The organism is Aeromonas sp. 600479 (genome assembly GCF_049175515.1).
In the GTDB taxonomy this organism is placed as follows: Bacteria; Pseudomonadota; Gammaproteobacteria; order Enterobacterales; family Aeromonadaceae; genus Aeromonas; species Aeromonas veronii_A.
The window spans coordinates 265,999-280,648 of record NZ_JAAKVF010000002.1 but is presented as its reverse complement, the minus strand read 5'-3'; the positions used below and the strand labels follow the sequence as shown (position 1 = coordinate 280,648).

Genomic DNA, 14,650 nt, shown 5'->3' with positions numbered 1-14,650 from the left:
AGGCTCGCTAGATCAGCCCCCAGGCGGCAATCTGGTAGATCCATACCATCGCCAGCAGGGTGCCGACCAACCCCATGATGACGCCGATGCGCACCATCTGGTGACTCTCCACCAGACCGGTGGCGTGGGCCAGCGCATTGGGCGGGGTACTGATGGGCAGCGACATCCCGAGCGAAACCGAAATGGTGACCGCCAGGATCAAGGTGTGGCTGCCGCCCCACTCGGCCAGCTCCGGCATGCTGACCGCCAGTGCCGCCACCAGTGGCAGCAACAGATTGGCGGTTGCGGTGTTGGACATGAAGTTGGCCATCACCACTGCCAGCAGACAGGCACCAATCAGCACCGCCAGCGTGGAGTATTCGTGGAACGGAATGTGGGTGATGAGCCGCTCGGCCAACCCGGAGTCCTCCAGCGCCAGCCCCAGCGCGATACCACCCGAGACCAGCCAGAGCACATCGAGGGAGATCTTGTGCAGATCGTCCTTGGTGATGATGCCGGTGGTCAGGAACACTGCCACCGGGATCATGGCGACCACGTAGGAGCTCATGCCGTGCAGATCCCCCAGCAGCCAGAGTACTATGGTGGTGATAAAGGTGAGGTAGACCACCCAGGCGCGGGGGGTCTGCATAAAGCGCCCCTCAATCTTGAGATCCATCCGCTTGAGGGAACTCGGGAAGAAGCGCCCCAGCAGGAACCAGCCAAGCAGCAACAGCAACACCACAAAGGGCACCGCAAATCCCATCCACTGACCGAACGAGATGGCATGCTCGCCGGTCAGGTATTTGAGGGCCACTGCGTTGGGCGGAGTACCGATGGGAGTGCCGATCCCGCCGAGGTTGGCCGCCAGCGGAATGGCCAGCACAAAGCCGACTTTGGCCGGGTCCTTGTCGGGAAATGCCGCCAGCACAGGGGTAAGGATGGCCAGCATCATGGCGGTGGTGGCGGTATTGCTCATAAACATGGAGAAGGTGGCGGTGATCAACATCAGCCCCAGCATGACGATCCGGGGATCCTGACCAAACGGGCGCAGCAACACCCGCGCCAGATTGACGTCCAGATGGTATTTGGTCGCCGCAATGGCGAGGAAAAAACCGCCGAGAAACAGCATGATGACCGGCGAGGCAAAGGTCGCCATCACCTCGGTGGACTTGAGCAGCTCACCAAACCCCGGTTCGGCCTTGTCGGCAGTCATGAACCAGAGCCCCTTGTCGGAGAGCAGCAGCAGCTCCAGCACGATGATCAGCACCGAGGTAGCAAAGATAGGGATGGGCTCCAGGATCCAGCAGAGGGCGGCCAGCACGAAAATGGCCACGACCCGCTGCTCGATGACGGTGATCCCCTCCAGCGGGATCCAGTGGGTCGGGATCAGCAGGATGGTGAGGCTCAGCAGCAGTGGCAGAATAATCTTGTTATTGATGGGCACTATTGTCTCCAGGATCGGGAGTAAGAAGCCAATAGTGGCATAACATGCTATCGCCTCACGCGGCCAACTCGCCAAAATGAGAGCTGGCTAACTGCAGGGCGCACAGTTTTGTGAGTCATATCAAGCTGGGGTCGGCGCGCTATGGCTGACGCCTCAACCCTTGCAACAAACAGGCAAAAAAACGCGCCCGCTGTTCGTTGCACACGACAGCGGGCCCGTTTCACCATTCATGCCGATGAGGGGCTCAGAAGTAGATGCGGGTCACCGACTCGATGACGCAACCCGGGCGGCGGACCCCTTCGATCTCCACCTTGATCTCTTTGAGCAGCTCCAGCCCACCCTTGATGGGGGTGACCCGGGCCAGCTTGGTTCGGGCGCGGATGTTGCTGTCCACCTTGATGGGGTACGGGAAACGTACCTGATCCAGCCCGAAGTTCACCACCATGCGGGCGGTCGGGAACTCGGGGGTGGCCTCATCGACCGAGCCGGTCAACTGCGGCAGCAGCGCCAGGGTCAGGAAGCCGTGGGCGATGGTGGTCTTGAAGGGCGACTCGGCGGCCGCGCGCTCCGGATCGGTGTGGATCCACTGATGATCCCCAGTCACTGCAGCAAACTGATCGATCATCTGCTGGCTGACGTGCAGCCACTCGCCGACATGGGTCTCTTCACCAATGCGGGCCTGCAGGGCAGCATAAAGCTCGGCCGCCTCGGCCCCCAGCTCAACTGCGGGTTCCTGAGCCACGGCAGGCTGACCGTTGGCTACTTGTGCCACGGTTGCTGCATCCTGTTGCTGCTCGCTCTGGGACTCGGCTTGCAAGTCCAGCACACGACCCAGCAAAGGGTGAAGATGTGCCTTTTGCTGAAACTCACGCCAGTAGTCGCGGATCGCCGGAGAGAGCCAATCCTTGAGCTCAAAGGGGTGCTGCGCCAGAATTTCGCGCTTGCGCTTCAGAAAATCGACAACTTTCATCTACCGATCCCTATTTGATTCAATGCCTGTAAAGAGGTCTAACCAGTCCTATTTTATTAAAGTTTCAGCTGTAAGTGCAAAAAAATCTCGGCGTACACCTGTACCAAGGCGGAAGTAACTACTTACACCATGTAAACCAGCACGATCTACCAATGAGGAAATCGATTGCCAAAGATGCCGCCAGCAGGGGAAATTCGCGGGGCTCATCATGAAAAAAGGCCCTCATCGGGCCTTGTGGTGGGGACTCAGCGCGCGCTCGACCAGCCGCTACGCAATCCCTCCTCATCCAGAAAGGACCAGGCGAGGATCCGGCTCACCTTGTTGCCCTGCGCCATGTCGATCACCCGTACCTGACGCGCCCCCACCCGGCTCAACGCCTTTTTCGCCCCCGGCAGGTTCTCTTTTTTCGACACCAGCGAGCTGAACCAGAGGCACTGAGTAGCAAACTCCTTGCTCTGGGCAATCATGTTGGCCAGAAACGCCGCCTCACCCCCTTCGCACCAGAGCTCGGCCTTCTGGCCGCCGAAGTTGAGCACAGGGGCGCCTGTCACCTCCTTGCCCAGATTGCGCAGCTTGCGCTCCGTTCCCCTGCTTGCCTCCTCCAGCGACGCATGGAACGGCGGATTGCATAGCGTCAGGGCGAAGCGCTCCTTCGGCCCTATGATGCCGCGAAACACATGGTTGGGGTTACCCTGCAGGCGGCACTCAATCAGGTTGCCGAGTCCGTTGCTCTTGGCCAGCAGGGTGGCAGCCTTGACCGAGACCGGATCGATATCCGATCCCACAAAACGCCAGCCATATTCGCGGCAGCCGAGCAGCGGATAGATGCAGTTTGCCCCCACCCCGATATCCAGCACCCTCACCCCCTTGCCGGTAGGGAGCTGGCCTGCGCTCTCGGCCAGCAGGTCGGCCGCCCAGTGCAGGTAGTCCACCCGTCCCGGGATGGGTGGGCAGAGGTAACCGGCAGGCAAGTCCCAGTGGGCAATCCCGTAGTGATGGGCCAGCAGGGCGCGATTGAGGGTCTTCACTGCATCGGGATTGGAAAAATCGATGGTGCGGGTGCCGTAGTCATTGATAAAGACATGAGCGGCCAATTCGGGAGTTCGCAGGCAAAGCGCCTCAAAGTCGTAACCCGTCTGATGGCGATTACGGGAGTGAAGTCCGGATTTGCGGTCGCCCGACTTGGGGCCACCGGCTGATGGGATGCGGGGTTTCATGCTGAGCCTGCCGAAGAAAACGGGCCCACACTATAGTGATTTGACTCGGGAAAGTCTAAACGAGGGCAATAAAAAACCGGGCTATCGAGCCCGGTTCAAGTGAGGTTGGAAAAACAGTCCGTACTGCGAGCCGTTTGTCCAGCCTGACTCAGATATCGATCCGGCGAGCTTGCCAGAACTTGTTGCGCCAGTATTGGCTATCCAGCTTGGAGCGCGTCACACCGGCTCGGGTCGAGGCATGGATGAATTCGCCATTGCCGACATAGATGCCAACGTGGTTGAGACGACGATTGATTTTGAAGAAGACCAGATCACCTTCGACCAGATCCTGCTTGGAAACGCGCGTCCCTTCGTGGACTTGAGAGCGGGTATCGCGGGGTAATTCGATACCGACGGCATTGCGGAACACTTCACGGGCAAAGGCGGAACAGTCGATACCGCGCTGGCTGCTACCACCCATCCGGTAAGGAACACCACGCCACTCTTTATATACAGTCAGGATTTCATTCACATCGGGTGTCTGGGAAGCTTCCGGTTCGATGACAGGTTCAACCATGGAAACTTCGATCTTGCTCGCGACCTCGGGTTGGGGTGCCGAGGCACAACCCACCATTCCGAGCGCGACCAGCAGTAGCATCAGGTGGCGCAATCCTTTATCCCCGCTAAATAGTAAATCTTGTTAAAATACGGCCCCAAAGGGCAATTTATAAGGCAACAGCACCCGACTATATCCAAGAATTCTATCGAGGCAAGTGAAAATCCCTATCAAGCTCACATTTTTGCAAGGAAATGCACGATTTTTCATAATTAATGTGATCATGCCCAAACAATATACAATCGCAAAAAGAGCCTTGGGCCTCATAGATAACTGGCTTTTATCCCTGCTTCAGCACCTTTTTAAAGTGAAAAATCATGATCGAAACCGATCTTTTTTTGTTAAAACCGGCCAGGGTATGCCAGGAACTGCTTGCTCAATTGCCTGAATGGCTGTCAACCGATGAGCTGCATATCTGGCAAGCCATGACCCATTCTGAACGGCGTCAGGAATATCTGGTGAGCCGCGCCCTGCTGCGCCAGCTATTGGCCGAGCGGCTGCAACAACCTGCAGCCACTCTGCAATTTTGCAACGGCCCCCAGGGCAAGCCCCGACTGCATGATGATGCTTGGCAGTTCAATCTGAGCCACAGTGGCAGCTGGCTGGTGTTGGCGCTTTGCCCGCAGGGGCCGCTTGGGGTGGATATCGAACTGGGCAAACGGCGGCATCACCCCCTCCCCCTGGCCCGTCGGTTTTATGCACAGAGTGAATATGAATGGCTCTGCGCGCTGCCTGCTCAAGAGCAGGAGAGTGCTTTCTATCGGCTCTGGTCACGCAAGGAGGCGGTTCTGAAAGCCCATGGTGGCGGTATAGCAGCAGGGCTCGAGAAGGTGCGCTTCATTCCGGAGCAAGGATGGCGACTCGACAACCGGTTGGATGACACCCCTTATCAGGTGCAGGATTGGCCCTTTGCCAGCGGCTGGCTCAGTCTCGCGGCGGCGGCAACCCCCGTGACCTTTTACCGGCTTGATGAGCGCTTGAATTGCCAGTCACTCAACCCCATGTTACTCAACACCCTTTCTGAAGAGTCCAACTCATGATCGTCGACATTACTCCCCAGAATTTTCATGCAGAACTTATCGATGCGTCCATGAAGAAGCCGGTCGTCATCTATTTCCATGCTCCGCAGATGCCGGAGTGTCAGGGGATGACACCACTGATCGAGTCGCTGATTGGGCCCACCAATGAGCAGGTCACTCTGGCCAAGGTGGACATGAACGATCCCCAGTTGCAACCACTGGCCAGCCAACTCGGTCTGAGAGCCCTGCCCGCACTGGTGTTGTTCCATCAGGGTCGCCCTGACGAACAGGGGATCATCGAAGGGCCGCAGGATGAAGCCACCCTGCGCCAGTATTTCGCAGCATTTGCCCCCAAAGAGGAAGAGGAACTACTGGCCAAGGGGCAGCGGGCACTGGCTGACGAGCAGCCCGGCGAGGCTTATGCTCATCTGGGTAAAGCTCATCAGATCGCTCCGGAGCGTCACGACATCAGCCTGTGGCTCATTCAGGCCGCGCTCGATCTCAATCTGCTGGATGAAGCTCAGGAACGCCTCGGTACCATCCCGATGGTAGCGCAGGATGGTCACTTCCATGCCCTGAGCTCACGGCTGGCGCTGGCCCTGCAAGCAGCAGACAGCCCGGAACTGCGTGCGCTGGAAGCCCGCCATGCAGAACAACCCGATGATTTTGGCCTGGCACAAGAACTGGCTGTGCAATACAACCAGGCTGGCCGTCAGGAAGATGCATTAGAACTGCTGCTGGCGATCCTCAAACGGGACTTGGCATTCGGCGATGCCAGAAAGACCTATCTTGATATTCTGGCGACCATGGGCAGCACACCGGCGGCGCAGAGCTATCGTCGCAAACTCTATAGTCTGCTCTACTGATCGGATAGTAACTGTCTGGTAATGATGGGGGAGTGCCGGGAGACCGGCATGACCTCATGGGTCAAGTACGAAGAAGGCGCTGTGGGTATAGTGTAGAAACGGTGAATTTTGGGCAAAAAAAAATGGCGCAAAACTGCGCCATTTTTTTCGCATGGATTACTTCTTGTAGGAAGTAGCCATGTTGTCGATGCGCTGGTTAGCACGCATAGCTTCTTGCTTGGCTTCGGCAACATCAGCAGCGATTTTGGACTGATCAGCACGAACTGCGCTAACATCTTGAGCCAGCTGGTCAACTTTGTTAGACAGATTCTGAACGGAAGTTTCCAGTTCGCTAGTGTTTGCACAACCACCCAGCAGAGCGGACAGACCAACAACACCTACCAACAACAATTTTTTCATTTTTAAAGCTCCCTTGAACTCGCCAGACGTTTAGCAAGCGGCGTGATTATGGCACAAAAAAATAATACTTTGCATAGCCCTCACCACAGATAAATGCATTAAAACCCTCATTTTTTTTTTGAGCGGACATTTTTTGTCCAGACTCGTCTAAAAAATGAGTGCCACATGGTGAGGACACGGACAAAGGTTAACCAAATTTTTGCCTTATTACAATTTCGTATGAAGCTCAGGCTGTACGTTCTGACAACAACTGACGATATTGCACCAGATCCTCGATGGTCAGCACTGGCATCCGCTGTTTGCGGCCAAATGCCACCAGGTCCGGCAGACGGGCCATCGAGCCATCTTCCTTGGTCAGTTCGCACAGCACACCGAACGGTTTGAGGCCGGCCAGCTGCATCAGATCGACCGTGGCTTCGGTGTGACCGCGGCGAGTAAGCACCCCACCGGTTCGCGCCCGCAGAGGGAAAACGTGACCCGGGCGGTGCAGATCACCGGGCTTGGCGCCGTCGGCAATGGCGGCGCGGATAGTGGTGATGCGATCAGCAGCCGAGACGCCGGTCGTGACCCCCTGCGCCGCTTCTATCGTGACAGTAAACGCGGTCTGGTAGTGGCTGGAGTTGGCCTCCACCATCATCGGTAGTTCCAGCTGGCGAACCCGCTCGTCGGGCAGGCAGAGGCAGACGATGCCGGAGCACTCGCGGATCATCAGCGCCATCTGTTCATTGGTCATGGATTCTGCTGCGAAAATGAGGTCACCCTCATTCTCCCGATCTTCATCGTCGGCCACCAGCACGCCGCCTCCGGCACGTAAAGCCGTTAGGGCAGCTTCGACGCGGGCAATGGGATCACCGAATTCACTGAGTAGAGACTGATTCATGGTAAAACTCCTAAACAAGACAAGGACCAGAATCAGGGCATGGAAAGGCAGACAGAGATGAGCATGCAGCGGCCAGCCCACTAGGGCCAACGCGGCAATGTCTGTCTTATCCTCTTTCATCCGGACTATGACCGTCGGCTCCGGCATCTCACCGGATCTGCTGACCCCAACCCGGCAATCAGCCAAGTCGGGCGCTCGCGGGCTCCCCGAGTCAATCAGGATACCGCCGGTGGGGAATTGCACCCCGCCCTGAGAATAAGCGCAGACAGCCTAAAGAAAAACGGTTGCAGATACCAGCCAAAATCCCCGCTGGCTGAAAAGTGTTTCAACATTGCGCCCAGGATCGCGCTCTTCAACCCGTTCGCCAGCGCGAAAGACAGTGACTGGCGACTGGCGAATTTCTTTATGGCGCGGATCGGTTTATGGCATAGTTCCCGAAACAAAAAACAGGGCCCGAAAAGAGAGCCTGAACAACGCTGCCGGCGCAGACAGTAGCGCCAACACCACAAACGGAAAATGACAGAGATGGAAAAGAAAATACTGCTCACGGATTGCCCGGATGCCAAAGGGCTCATCGCCAAGATCACCAACATCTGCTACAAGCATCAGCTCAACATCATCAAGAACGATGAGTTTGTGGATCACGAGAATGGCCGCTTCTTTATGCGTACCGAGCTGGAAGGGCGCTTCAACGACGAGACCCTGCTGGCCGACCTTGATGATGCCCTGCCCACCGGAGCCCAGCGCCGTCTGGTCAAGGCGGGCAAGAAGCGTATCGTTATCCTGGTGACCAAGGAGACCCACTGCCTCGGCGATATTCTAATGAAGAACTACGCGGGCGCGCTGGATATGGATATCGTCGCGGTGATCGGCAACTACGACACCCTGGCCGAGCTCACCGGTAAATTCGATATCCCGTTCCACACCGTCAGTCACGAGGGTCTGAGCCGGACAGAGCATGAGGAGCAGGTTCGTGCCATCATCGACGGCTATGAGCCTGACTATGTGATCCTGGCCAAGTACATGCGGGTGCTGACACCGAGCTTCGTCGAGGCCTACCCGCGCAAGATCCTCAACATCCACCACTCCTTCCTGCCCGCTTTCATCGGTGCCCGCCCCTACCGGCAGGCATTCGATCGCGGGGTCAAGCTGATCGGTGCCACCGCCCACTTCGTGACTGACGATCTGGATGAGGGTCCCATCGTCGAACAGGACGTGATCCACGTCGGTCACGCCTTCAGTGCGGACGACATGGCCAAGGCGGGCCGGGATGTAGAGAAATCGGTGCTGAGCCGCGCGCTGGAGCTGGTACTGAACGAGCGGGTGTTCGTCTACGGCAACAAGACGGTAGTCTTCAAGTAATCCGTCCACGTGGCACGTATGCAAACGCCAGCAACAACAACGGCTCCCGCGGGAGCCGTTGTTGTTTCTACACCATGCATCAGAGCGACAGATTGTTTACCGTCACCGCGCCCTTCTCCAGCTTCAGCTCGGAGGTCAGCGCTTGCTTGTCGGCCTTCAGATAACCCATGAGGGTCAGCTGATCGAGCATGGGGGCCAATTGCGGTACCGCCTTGCCCAGCTTGTCGCTGAGGCTGGCATGCAGCACGCCGCTGAGGGCCTGCATCCCTGTGTCGCTGTTGAACAGCTGCTCCAGCGAGGTGGAGGCCAGCTTCACGTCCCCCTTCATGGTCACCACCTCACCGTTGAGCTTGGCGCTGAGATCGGCCAGTTCAAGGGTCGCGCCACGTTTGAGCATCTTATCCAGCGCCTGCTGAATAGCGGCATCTTCAACTCCCTTGCCACCAGCGGCCTGCAGCCCCTGATACCCTTCCAGATCCAGACCGTTGAGGTTGAGCGCCAACTTGCTGTCGGTCACCGCCAGGGTGTCGGTCTCGTTCTCCAGATCCAGCTTGGCAATGCTCATCTGATAGCTGCTGGAAAGAGTCTGGGCATCATCGCCGGTAAGACGGGTCTCGGTCGTCATCCCCTTCAGGGCAACCCGAACACTGTCAGGCAGTTGTACCGTGAGGGCGGAGAGACTCATCTCGCTCTGTGGAGAGAGAAAGACGCCGCTGATCTCGGCAACATCGGCACTCCCTTTCAGGTCGGCCAGCACCAAGTCCATCTTGCTCTGCTCTTCATGAACCGTCATCCCCTGCCAGGTCATGGTGAGGTGACCACTGCCCTCCAGATTGCCGTGAAACTCGCCGTTCAGAGGCAGGAAGCTGAACTCGTCCAGCCCCTGTTTTACCTTGAACTCATTGGCCCAGAATCGGCTGCTGTTGGCTTGGGTCCAGAGGCTGGTTGCCGACTCCAGACCAAGTTGCCACTGCTCCATGCCCAGTGCGGTGAAAACTGGCGCCAGGGTGCCATTATGGGTATCAAGCTGGAAGTGGCTCTTGATATAGAGCGGCAGGATCCGGCTCTTGACCAGCAGTTGTAACTCGATGGGCTGGCTGCCTTCCAGCTCGCTGTCGATGGAGGCCAGCTCCTCGGGCGTGATCACCACCTTCAGGATGCCATCACGGGTAAAGAGGTTACTGCTGCCCGGCAGCCACTGCATGTCGATGCCGGTTTCGTCCTCCACCTTGGCGATCTGCTCCGCCATGATGTTGTCGAAACTGCTGCCCGTGTACCAGCACGCGGCCAGACCACCACCAACCAGTGCCGTACCCACGGCGAGGGCCACTATCTTTTTCATATATCCATGTGTCTCCAGGGAGTTGTCACTGCACTCTACGGGGCGGACTCGGGACTAGGCAAGTCCAATCAGAGGACGAGCCAACATTCTTGTGGCTCGTAATCACCTCACAGCAAGGGGCTGAAGAGATAGAAGATGTTCTCCATCGCTTTCTTGTACCAGGGGCGCGCCTGCCATTGGGCCAGGGTCATCGGGGTGGCTTCCGCCATATACCCCTGCACCAGCCGGGTCATCTGGGCCACGAAAGAAGGGTTGTCCACCAGCAAGGTCACCTCGAAGTTGAGCCAGAGGCTGCGCCGGTCGAGATTGACCGTGCCCACCAAAGCAAAGTCGTCATCTACCAGCACGCTCTTGGTATGGAGCAGGCCGGCATCGTAGCGATAGATCTCCACTCCCGCTTCCAGCAGCTCCTCCATAAAAGCGTTGCAGGCATAGTTGGCCATGATGGAGTCGTTACGTGCCGGCAATACCAGCTGCACCTGCACCCCACGCGCCGCAGCCGAACTGAGTGCGGCGGCCAGCGGATCGTCCGGGACAAAATAGGGGGTCGTCAGCACCAGATGGCTGCGCGCCTGGTAGATGGCCAGCAGCAGGCTCTGCTGAATACAGTCACCACCAACGAAAGGGCCTGACGGGATCAACTGGGCGCGGTAGTTGGTCTGGGGCCAGGCTTCCGGCTCATGCTGCAGACTGTCGAGCAGCCGCTCGCCGGTCTCCACCTCCCAGTCCCAGACGAAGATCGACCACATCAGCGGTACCATGGGACCTTGCACCCGGATCATGATGTCGACCCACTGGCCAACACCGGCATCCTGCTTGAAGAAACGCGGATCAACCATGTTCATGGAGCCGGTATAGCCCACCTTGTCGTCGAGCACCACCAGCTTGCGGTGCATCCGTAAATCCTGCCGCTGGAACGGGATGCGCCAGGCGCCGACCGGCAGCACCTCCACCAGCTTGACCCCCGCCTTGCGCAGCTTTTTCGGCCACCCGGAGCGGAAGAAGTGCTTGCTACCCACCGAATCGAGCAACAAACGACAATCCACGCCGCGTAGCGCGACGTCCATTAGTGCCTCGCACACCTCGTCGGCATCACCGCCGGGGTGCCAGATATAGAACTCCAGATAGCAGGAGAGGGTAGAACGGCGAATATCCTGGGCAATCTCATGCAGGATCTGGTCAGGTTGGCTGAGCAGAGTCATCCGGTTGCCTGAGAGCATGGGCATAGCCAGCCGCCCCTGGATTAGATCGTGCAATGGTTGGGCCTTCTCCCCCACCTCGCAGCAATGCTGGGGGAAAAGGCGGGCCAACTGACGGATCCAGATAGCATAAGGGCGGTACATGGCCTGTGCCCGCTCGGCACGTCGACGCCCCAACTTGATTTCACCAAACAGCAAGTAAAAGCCGACACCGGCAAACGGAATGGCGTAGATCAGCGCCAGCCAGGCCAGCGACACCCCGATGGGGCGGCGCTTCATCACCACCCGAAACGACACACCCGCGACGATAACGGTATGAAAAAGCAGTAGCAGCCAGCCCAGAAAGCGGGAGAACAGCAGGTGAAGATCATGTTCCAGACCGTTTAGCAACGGTAACTCCTTCTCATCAACAAACAGTGGTCGGCAGATCCTGCCAGTCAGGAATGGTATGCTGTAAGGCAAATCCATTCTATCAGGTTGCCCCCATGATTCTGCAATCCATGCTGCTCAGCCTGGCCATGCTAGGTCAAGGCTCATATGACATCAATGAGCAGCAGATCAATCAGTACCTGCAATCCCAAGTGCAAGTCGACAAACAGCTGGAACTACCGGGCATCATCAAGGCCCATGTGAAGCTGGAGCAGAGCGATGTCCAGATTGGCCGTCAACAACCAGACACCGCCCGAGTCTATGGCAAGGGCAAGCTCAAGATCGCCCTGCCCGACAATACCGAATATGACGCCCGCCTGCAGATGACCTATGAGGCGAGGCCCCGCTATGACAAGAGTCAGAGCGCGCTGTTTCTCGACAACATGAAACTGGTGGAGTACAAGCTGGAACCGGAGGCGGCAGAGAGAAAGTTCGGCATGATGCTCGGCATGCTGCTGCAGAGCATGGAGAAGCGTCTTGAGAGCAAACCGGTTTACCGACTGGATGACAAGGATCCGCAACAAGCCTGGCTGAAAGAGAACCTGCTGGGGCTGGAGCTGTCACCGGGTAAAATCCACCTACTGACCAGACCCCGCTAGCCCGCTCAATTCAGGAGGGGCTGGGTGGTATCCCGTACCAGCAGCTCCACCTGATAACCCTGCTGCTGCTGTTGCTCATAAAGGGAGAAGAGTGACCCGCTCAATTGGGTGAGGGATATATCGGCAAAACCGGCCTTGAGATAGAAGGGTTTCTCGAAAGGCAGTACCTGACAGACTACCGGTTTGTCCTCCAGGCCGTGACAGGCGTGCTGCAACAGCCGTGAACCCAATCCCAGCGACTGGTAGTGAGGCAACAGACGAAAGCCGCACAGATGATAAAACTCCTCCTCGTCCCGCAACCGAACTGCCCCTACCAGCCAGTGAGCATCACGTACGACAAAGACCCGCTCGGCCAGATCCGGCACATAGTGGGAAAAAGTCGTCTCGTAATAGTCCTTGATAAGGGAGAGATCGGCGTCACAGTACTCCTCGAAGATGAGTTCCATCGCCAGCATTCCTGACACAAAAATACCTTTATAATCAATTATAAAAATAGATAAAGACTAACTAGCCAGACCAGCTGACATAAGCAAGATAGCACGCATTTTGTTAACAAAAAAGCGAACATCCTAGAGCACTTCCATAAGGCGATTATGACCATTGGCTACCGGAAAGTTCCACCGTTTAGCTCCTCTCCTGGCCATACTCTGGCATCCCCCCATCCCTCGGCCAAATCCCCCTTCAACTTCACAACTCCCTGTTTGTACGCTTGTTCTGCACTCGCCATGGTGCTTTACTCAACATGATGATCCCTGGAAGGAGTGTGACGGTTGAAAGCATGGATGCTGGCAGGCCAGATGGTGTTGATCCCATTGAGCGGATGGAGCCAGACGCCCCCTCCCGCGGAGGTGGTCTTCCTGACCGTAGCCCCCTCTCCCTTACGCTCGGTCGGTCATGCTGCGCCCGCTCCACAACCCGAAACCGCTCAAACGGCGGCAACCGCCGCTGGCGGCAAGAAGCAGATCCAGGTCTATAAATCGGTGCAGCAAAACGGGGTGGTACGTTACTCCGATATGGCGCCCGAACAGGGCCATTACGAACTGCTGCTGTTCAACGACTGCTTCGCCTGCGATCCCAAATCCAGCGTCAACTGGCAGACCACAGGACTGTTTCTCTATGACTATGCCAGCACCATCAAGGCTGCCGCGAAAACCTATCAGGTTGAGCCTGCGCTGATCAGAGCCCTGATCCATGCGGAATCCGCTTTCAATCCACTGGCGGTCTCCCGCAAGGGGGCGATGGGCCTGACCCAGCTGATGCCAGCCACAGCGCGGGAGCTGGGGGTCGGCAATGCCTTGCTGGCGGAGCAGAATATTTTCGGCGGGGTGAAATACCTGGCAGGACTGCTCAAACAGTATGACGGCAACATTGCGCTGGCAACTGCGGCCTACAACGCCGGGGCTGGCGCAGTGCAAAAACATGGCGGCATTCCGCCCTATGCGGAAACGCGCGCTTATGTAGAGCGCGTCCAGTTGCTCCATCAACGCTACAAAGAGATGCTGCAGGCCAAGGGACTCTGACATTTGGCTTGGTGAGTTCTCTTATCTCACCCTTCCAGAAACAAAAAACACGCCCGCAGGCGTGTCGATACCACACTTTGTTTCGCAAATGATTACTTCTGCTCAGTCGCCACCAGGCGATAAGCCAGCGCACCCAGAATGGCACCGACAATCGGGGCAACCCAGAACAGCCATAGCTGGCTGATAGCCCAGTCACCGACAAACAGCGCAACACCGGTACTGCGGGCCGGGTTGACCGAGGTATTGGTCACCGGAATGCTGACGAGGTGGATCAGGGTCAGGCACAGACCGATGGCGATCGGCGCGAAACCGGCAGGCGCACGGCTATCAGTGGCCCCCATGATGACAAACAGGAAGAAACCGGTCATCACCATTTCGCATACCAGTGCAGCAGTCAGACTGTAACCACCCGGAGAGTGCTCACCGTAGCCGTTGGAAGCAAAACCGGCAGAGAGATCAAACCCTGCCTGACCGCTGGCAATCACGTAAAGCACGGCAGCGGCGGCAATGCCACCCAACACTTGCGCCACGATATAAGGCAGTACACCGGATGCCGGAAAACGACCACCCGCCCACAGACCGACGGTCACGGCCGGATTGAGGTGGCAACCGGAGATATGGCCGATGGCAAACGCCATGGTCAGCACGGTCAGACCGAAAGCCAGCGAGACCCCCAACAGACCAATCCCGACGTGAGGGAAGGCTGCAGCCAGCACGGCACTGCCGCACCCGCCCAATACCAGCCAGAAAGTGCCCATAAACTCAGCAGCAACAGGTTTCACATTATTTCTCCCATTTGAGATAACACCGAACAAGACCCGAGAAAGGCC

15 protein-coding genes and 1 riboswitch are annotated in these 14,650 nt (G+C 57.5%); of the genes, 5 read left to right on the top strand and 10 right to left on the bottom strand.

Going from position 1 to position 14,650, the window contains the following annotated elements:
* Positions 1–7: 7 nt before the first annotated feature.
* From G5149_RS04020 to G5149_RS04005, 4 genes are all read right to left on the bottom strand, one after another.
* Positions 8–1,423 carry a DASS family sodium-coupled anion symporter gene (locus tag G5149_RS04020; RefSeq protein ID WP_337072705.1) on the bottom strand — a complete coding sequence of 472 codons (1,416 nt, stop codon included), beginning with the start codon at positions 1,421–1,423 and terminating at the stop codon, positions 8–10.
* A 244-nt stretch (positions 1,424–1,667) separates the two neighbouring features.
* Entirely contained in the window at positions 1,668–2,393 is a 726-nt protein-coding gene (locus G5149_RS04015; RefSeq protein WP_337072704.1) for a MaoC family dehydratase, read from the bottom strand.
* Positions 2,394–2,638: 245 nt separating this feature from the next.
* On the bottom strand, positions 2,639–3,610 hold the full coding sequence (gene rlmF, locus G5149_RS04010; RefSeq protein ID WP_337072703.1) for a 23S rRNA (adenine(1618)-N(6))-methyltransferase RlmF: 972 nt from the start codon (positions 3,608–3,610) through the stop codon (positions 2,639–2,641).
* A 148-nt stretch (positions 3,611–3,758) separates the two neighbouring features.
* Positions 3,759–4,247: a C40 family peptidase gene (locus G5149_RS04005; protein ID WP_005334331.1), complete on the bottom strand. Its 489-nt coding sequence runs from the start codon at positions 4,245–4,247 to the stop codon at positions 3,759–3,761.
* Between the two features lie 275 nt (positions 4,248–4,522).
* On the opposite strand from G5149_RS04005, the gene G5149_RS04000 reads away from it, so the two are divergent.
* Entirely contained in the window at positions 4,523–5,245 is a 723-nt protein-coding gene (locus tag G5149_RS04000; protein WP_337072702.1) for a 4'-phosphopantetheinyl transferase family protein, read from the top strand.
* A complete protein-coding gene (locus G5149_RS03995; RefSeq protein ID WP_337072701.1) occupies positions 5,242–6,090 on the top strand; it encodes a tetratricopeptide repeat protein in 849 nt (282 codons plus the stop codon). Before G5149_RS04000 ends, G5149_RS03995 begins: the two co-directional genes overlap by 4 nt.
* A 156-nt stretch (positions 6,091–6,246) precedes the next feature.
* Here G5149_RS03995 and G5149_RS03990 read toward each other — a convergent pair whose 3' ends face one another.
* Complete coding sequence (locus tag G5149_RS03990) at positions 6,247–6,489, bottom strand: Lpp/OprI family alanine-zipper lipoprotein (protein ID WP_005334342.1); 243 nt, start codon at positions 6,487–6,489, stop codon at positions 6,247–6,249.
* 226 nt (positions 6,490–6,715) lie between these two features.
* Complete coding sequence (gene ribB, locus G5149_RS03985; RefSeq protein ID WP_005344189.1) at positions 6,716–7,369, bottom strand: 3,4-dihydroxy-2-butanone-4-phosphate synthase; 654 nt, start codon at positions 7,367–7,369, stop codon at positions 6,716–6,718.
* 104 nt (positions 7,370–7,473) lie between these two features.
* A riboswitch (FMN riboswitch) is annotated at positions 7,474–7,630 on the bottom strand.
* Between the two features lie 264 nt (positions 7,631–7,894).
* On the opposite strand from ribB, the gene purU reads away from it, so the two are divergent.
* A complete protein-coding gene (gene purU, locus G5149_RS03980; RefSeq protein WP_115544112.1) occupies positions 7,895–8,731 on the top strand; it encodes a formyltetrahydrofolate deformylase in 837 nt (278 codons plus the stop codon).
* Between the two features lie 79 nt (positions 8,732–8,810).
* Here the strand turns inward: purU and G5149_RS03975 are convergent, their stop codons facing one another.
* Together G5149_RS03975 and cls are read right to left on the bottom strand one after the other, a co-directional pair.
* Positions 8,811–10,073, bottom strand: a complete 1,263-nt coding sequence (locus G5149_RS03975; protein ID WP_337072700.1) for a DUF945 family protein — start codon at positions 10,071–10,073, stop codon at positions 8,811–8,813.
* A 107-nt stretch (positions 10,074–10,180) separates the two neighbouring features.
* Positions 10,181–11,662, bottom strand: coding sequence for a cardiolipin synthase (cls, locus tag G5149_RS03970; protein WP_421211674.1), 1,482 nt, complete (start codon positions 11,660–11,662; stop codon positions 10,181–10,183).
* Positions 11,663–11,757: 95 nt separating this feature from the next.
* Here cls and G5149_RS03965 point away from each other — a divergent pair, with 95 nt between their 5' ends.
* Positions 11,758–12,300 (top strand): DUF1439 domain-containing protein, encoded by a 543-nt coding sequence (locus tag G5149_RS03965; protein ID WP_005344183.1) that lies wholly within the window; start codon positions 11,758–11,760, stop codon positions 12,298–12,300.
* 5 nt (positions 12,301–12,305) lie between these two features.
* Here G5149_RS03965 and G5149_RS03960 read toward each other — a convergent pair whose 3' ends face one another.
* Complete coding sequence (locus G5149_RS03960) at positions 12,306–12,746, bottom strand: GNAT family N-acetyltransferase (RefSeq protein WP_005344181.1); 441 nt, start codon at positions 12,744–12,746, stop codon at positions 12,306–12,308.
* A gap of 324 nt (positions 12,747–13,070) precedes the next feature.
* Between G5149_RS03960 and G5149_RS03955 the strand changes: the two genes are divergently transcribed.
* Positions 13,071–13,820 (top strand): lytic transglycosylase domain-containing protein, encoded by a 750-nt coding sequence (locus G5149_RS03955; RefSeq protein ID WP_419772928.1) that lies wholly within the window; start codon positions 13,071–13,073, stop codon positions 13,818–13,820.
* A gap of 92 nt (positions 13,821–13,912) precedes the next feature.
* Here the strand turns inward: G5149_RS03955 and aqpZ are convergent, their stop codons facing one another.
* The gene (aqpZ, locus tag G5149_RS03950) at positions 13,913–14,602 is read right to left on the bottom strand and encodes an aquaporin Z (RefSeq protein WP_005334357.1); all 690 of its coding nucleotides are present in this window, start codon (positions 14,600–14,602) and stop codon (positions 13,913–13,915) included.
* Positions 14,603–14,650: the final 48 nt, after the last annotated feature.

Bases quoted from the DNA above. Each gene is read 5' to 3' on its own strand.
- G5149_RS04015 (WP_337072704.1), bottom strand. From the start codon at position 2,393: ATGAAAGTTGTCGATTTTCTGAAGCGCAAGCGCGAAATTCTGGCGCAG.
- G5149_RS03990 (WP_005334342.1), bottom strand. From the start codon at position 6,489: ATGAAAAAATTGTTGTTGGTAGGTGTTGTTGGTCTGTCCGCTCTGCTG.
- rlmF (WP_337072703.1), bottom strand. From the start codon at position 3,610: ATGAAACCCCGCATCCCATCAGCCGGTGGCCCCAAGTCGGGCGACCGC.
- G5149_RS03975 (WP_337072700.1), bottom strand. From the start codon at position 10,073: ATGAAAAAGATAGTGGCCCTCGCCGTGGGTACGGCACTGGTTGGTGGT.
- G5149_RS03995 (WP_337072701.1), top strand. From the start codon at position 5,242: ATGATCGTCGACATTACTCCCCAGAATTTTCATGCAGAACTTATCGAT.
- G5149_RS03960 (WP_005344181.1), bottom strand. From the start codon at position 12,746: ATGGAACTCATCTTCGAGGAGTACTGTGACGCCGATCTCTCCCTTATC.
- ribB (WP_005344189.1), bottom strand. From the start codon at position 7,369: ATGAATCAGTCTCTACTCAGTGAATTCGGTGATCCCATTGCCCGCGTC.
- G5149_RS03965 (WP_005344183.1), top strand. From the start codon at position 11,758: ATGATTCTGCAATCCATGCTGCTCAGCCTGGCCATGCTAGGTCAAGGC.
- purU (WP_115544112.1), top strand. From the start codon at position 7,895: ATGGAAAAGAAAATACTGCTCACGGATTGCCCGGATGCCAAAGGGCTC.
- G5149_RS04005 (WP_005334331.1), bottom strand. From the start codon at position 4,247: ATGCTACTGCTGGTCGCGCTCGGAATGGTGGGTTGTGCCTCGGCACCC.
- G5149_RS04000 (WP_337072702.1), top strand. From the start codon at position 4,523: ATGATCGAAACCGATCTTTTTTTGTTAAAACCGGCCAGGGTATGCCAG.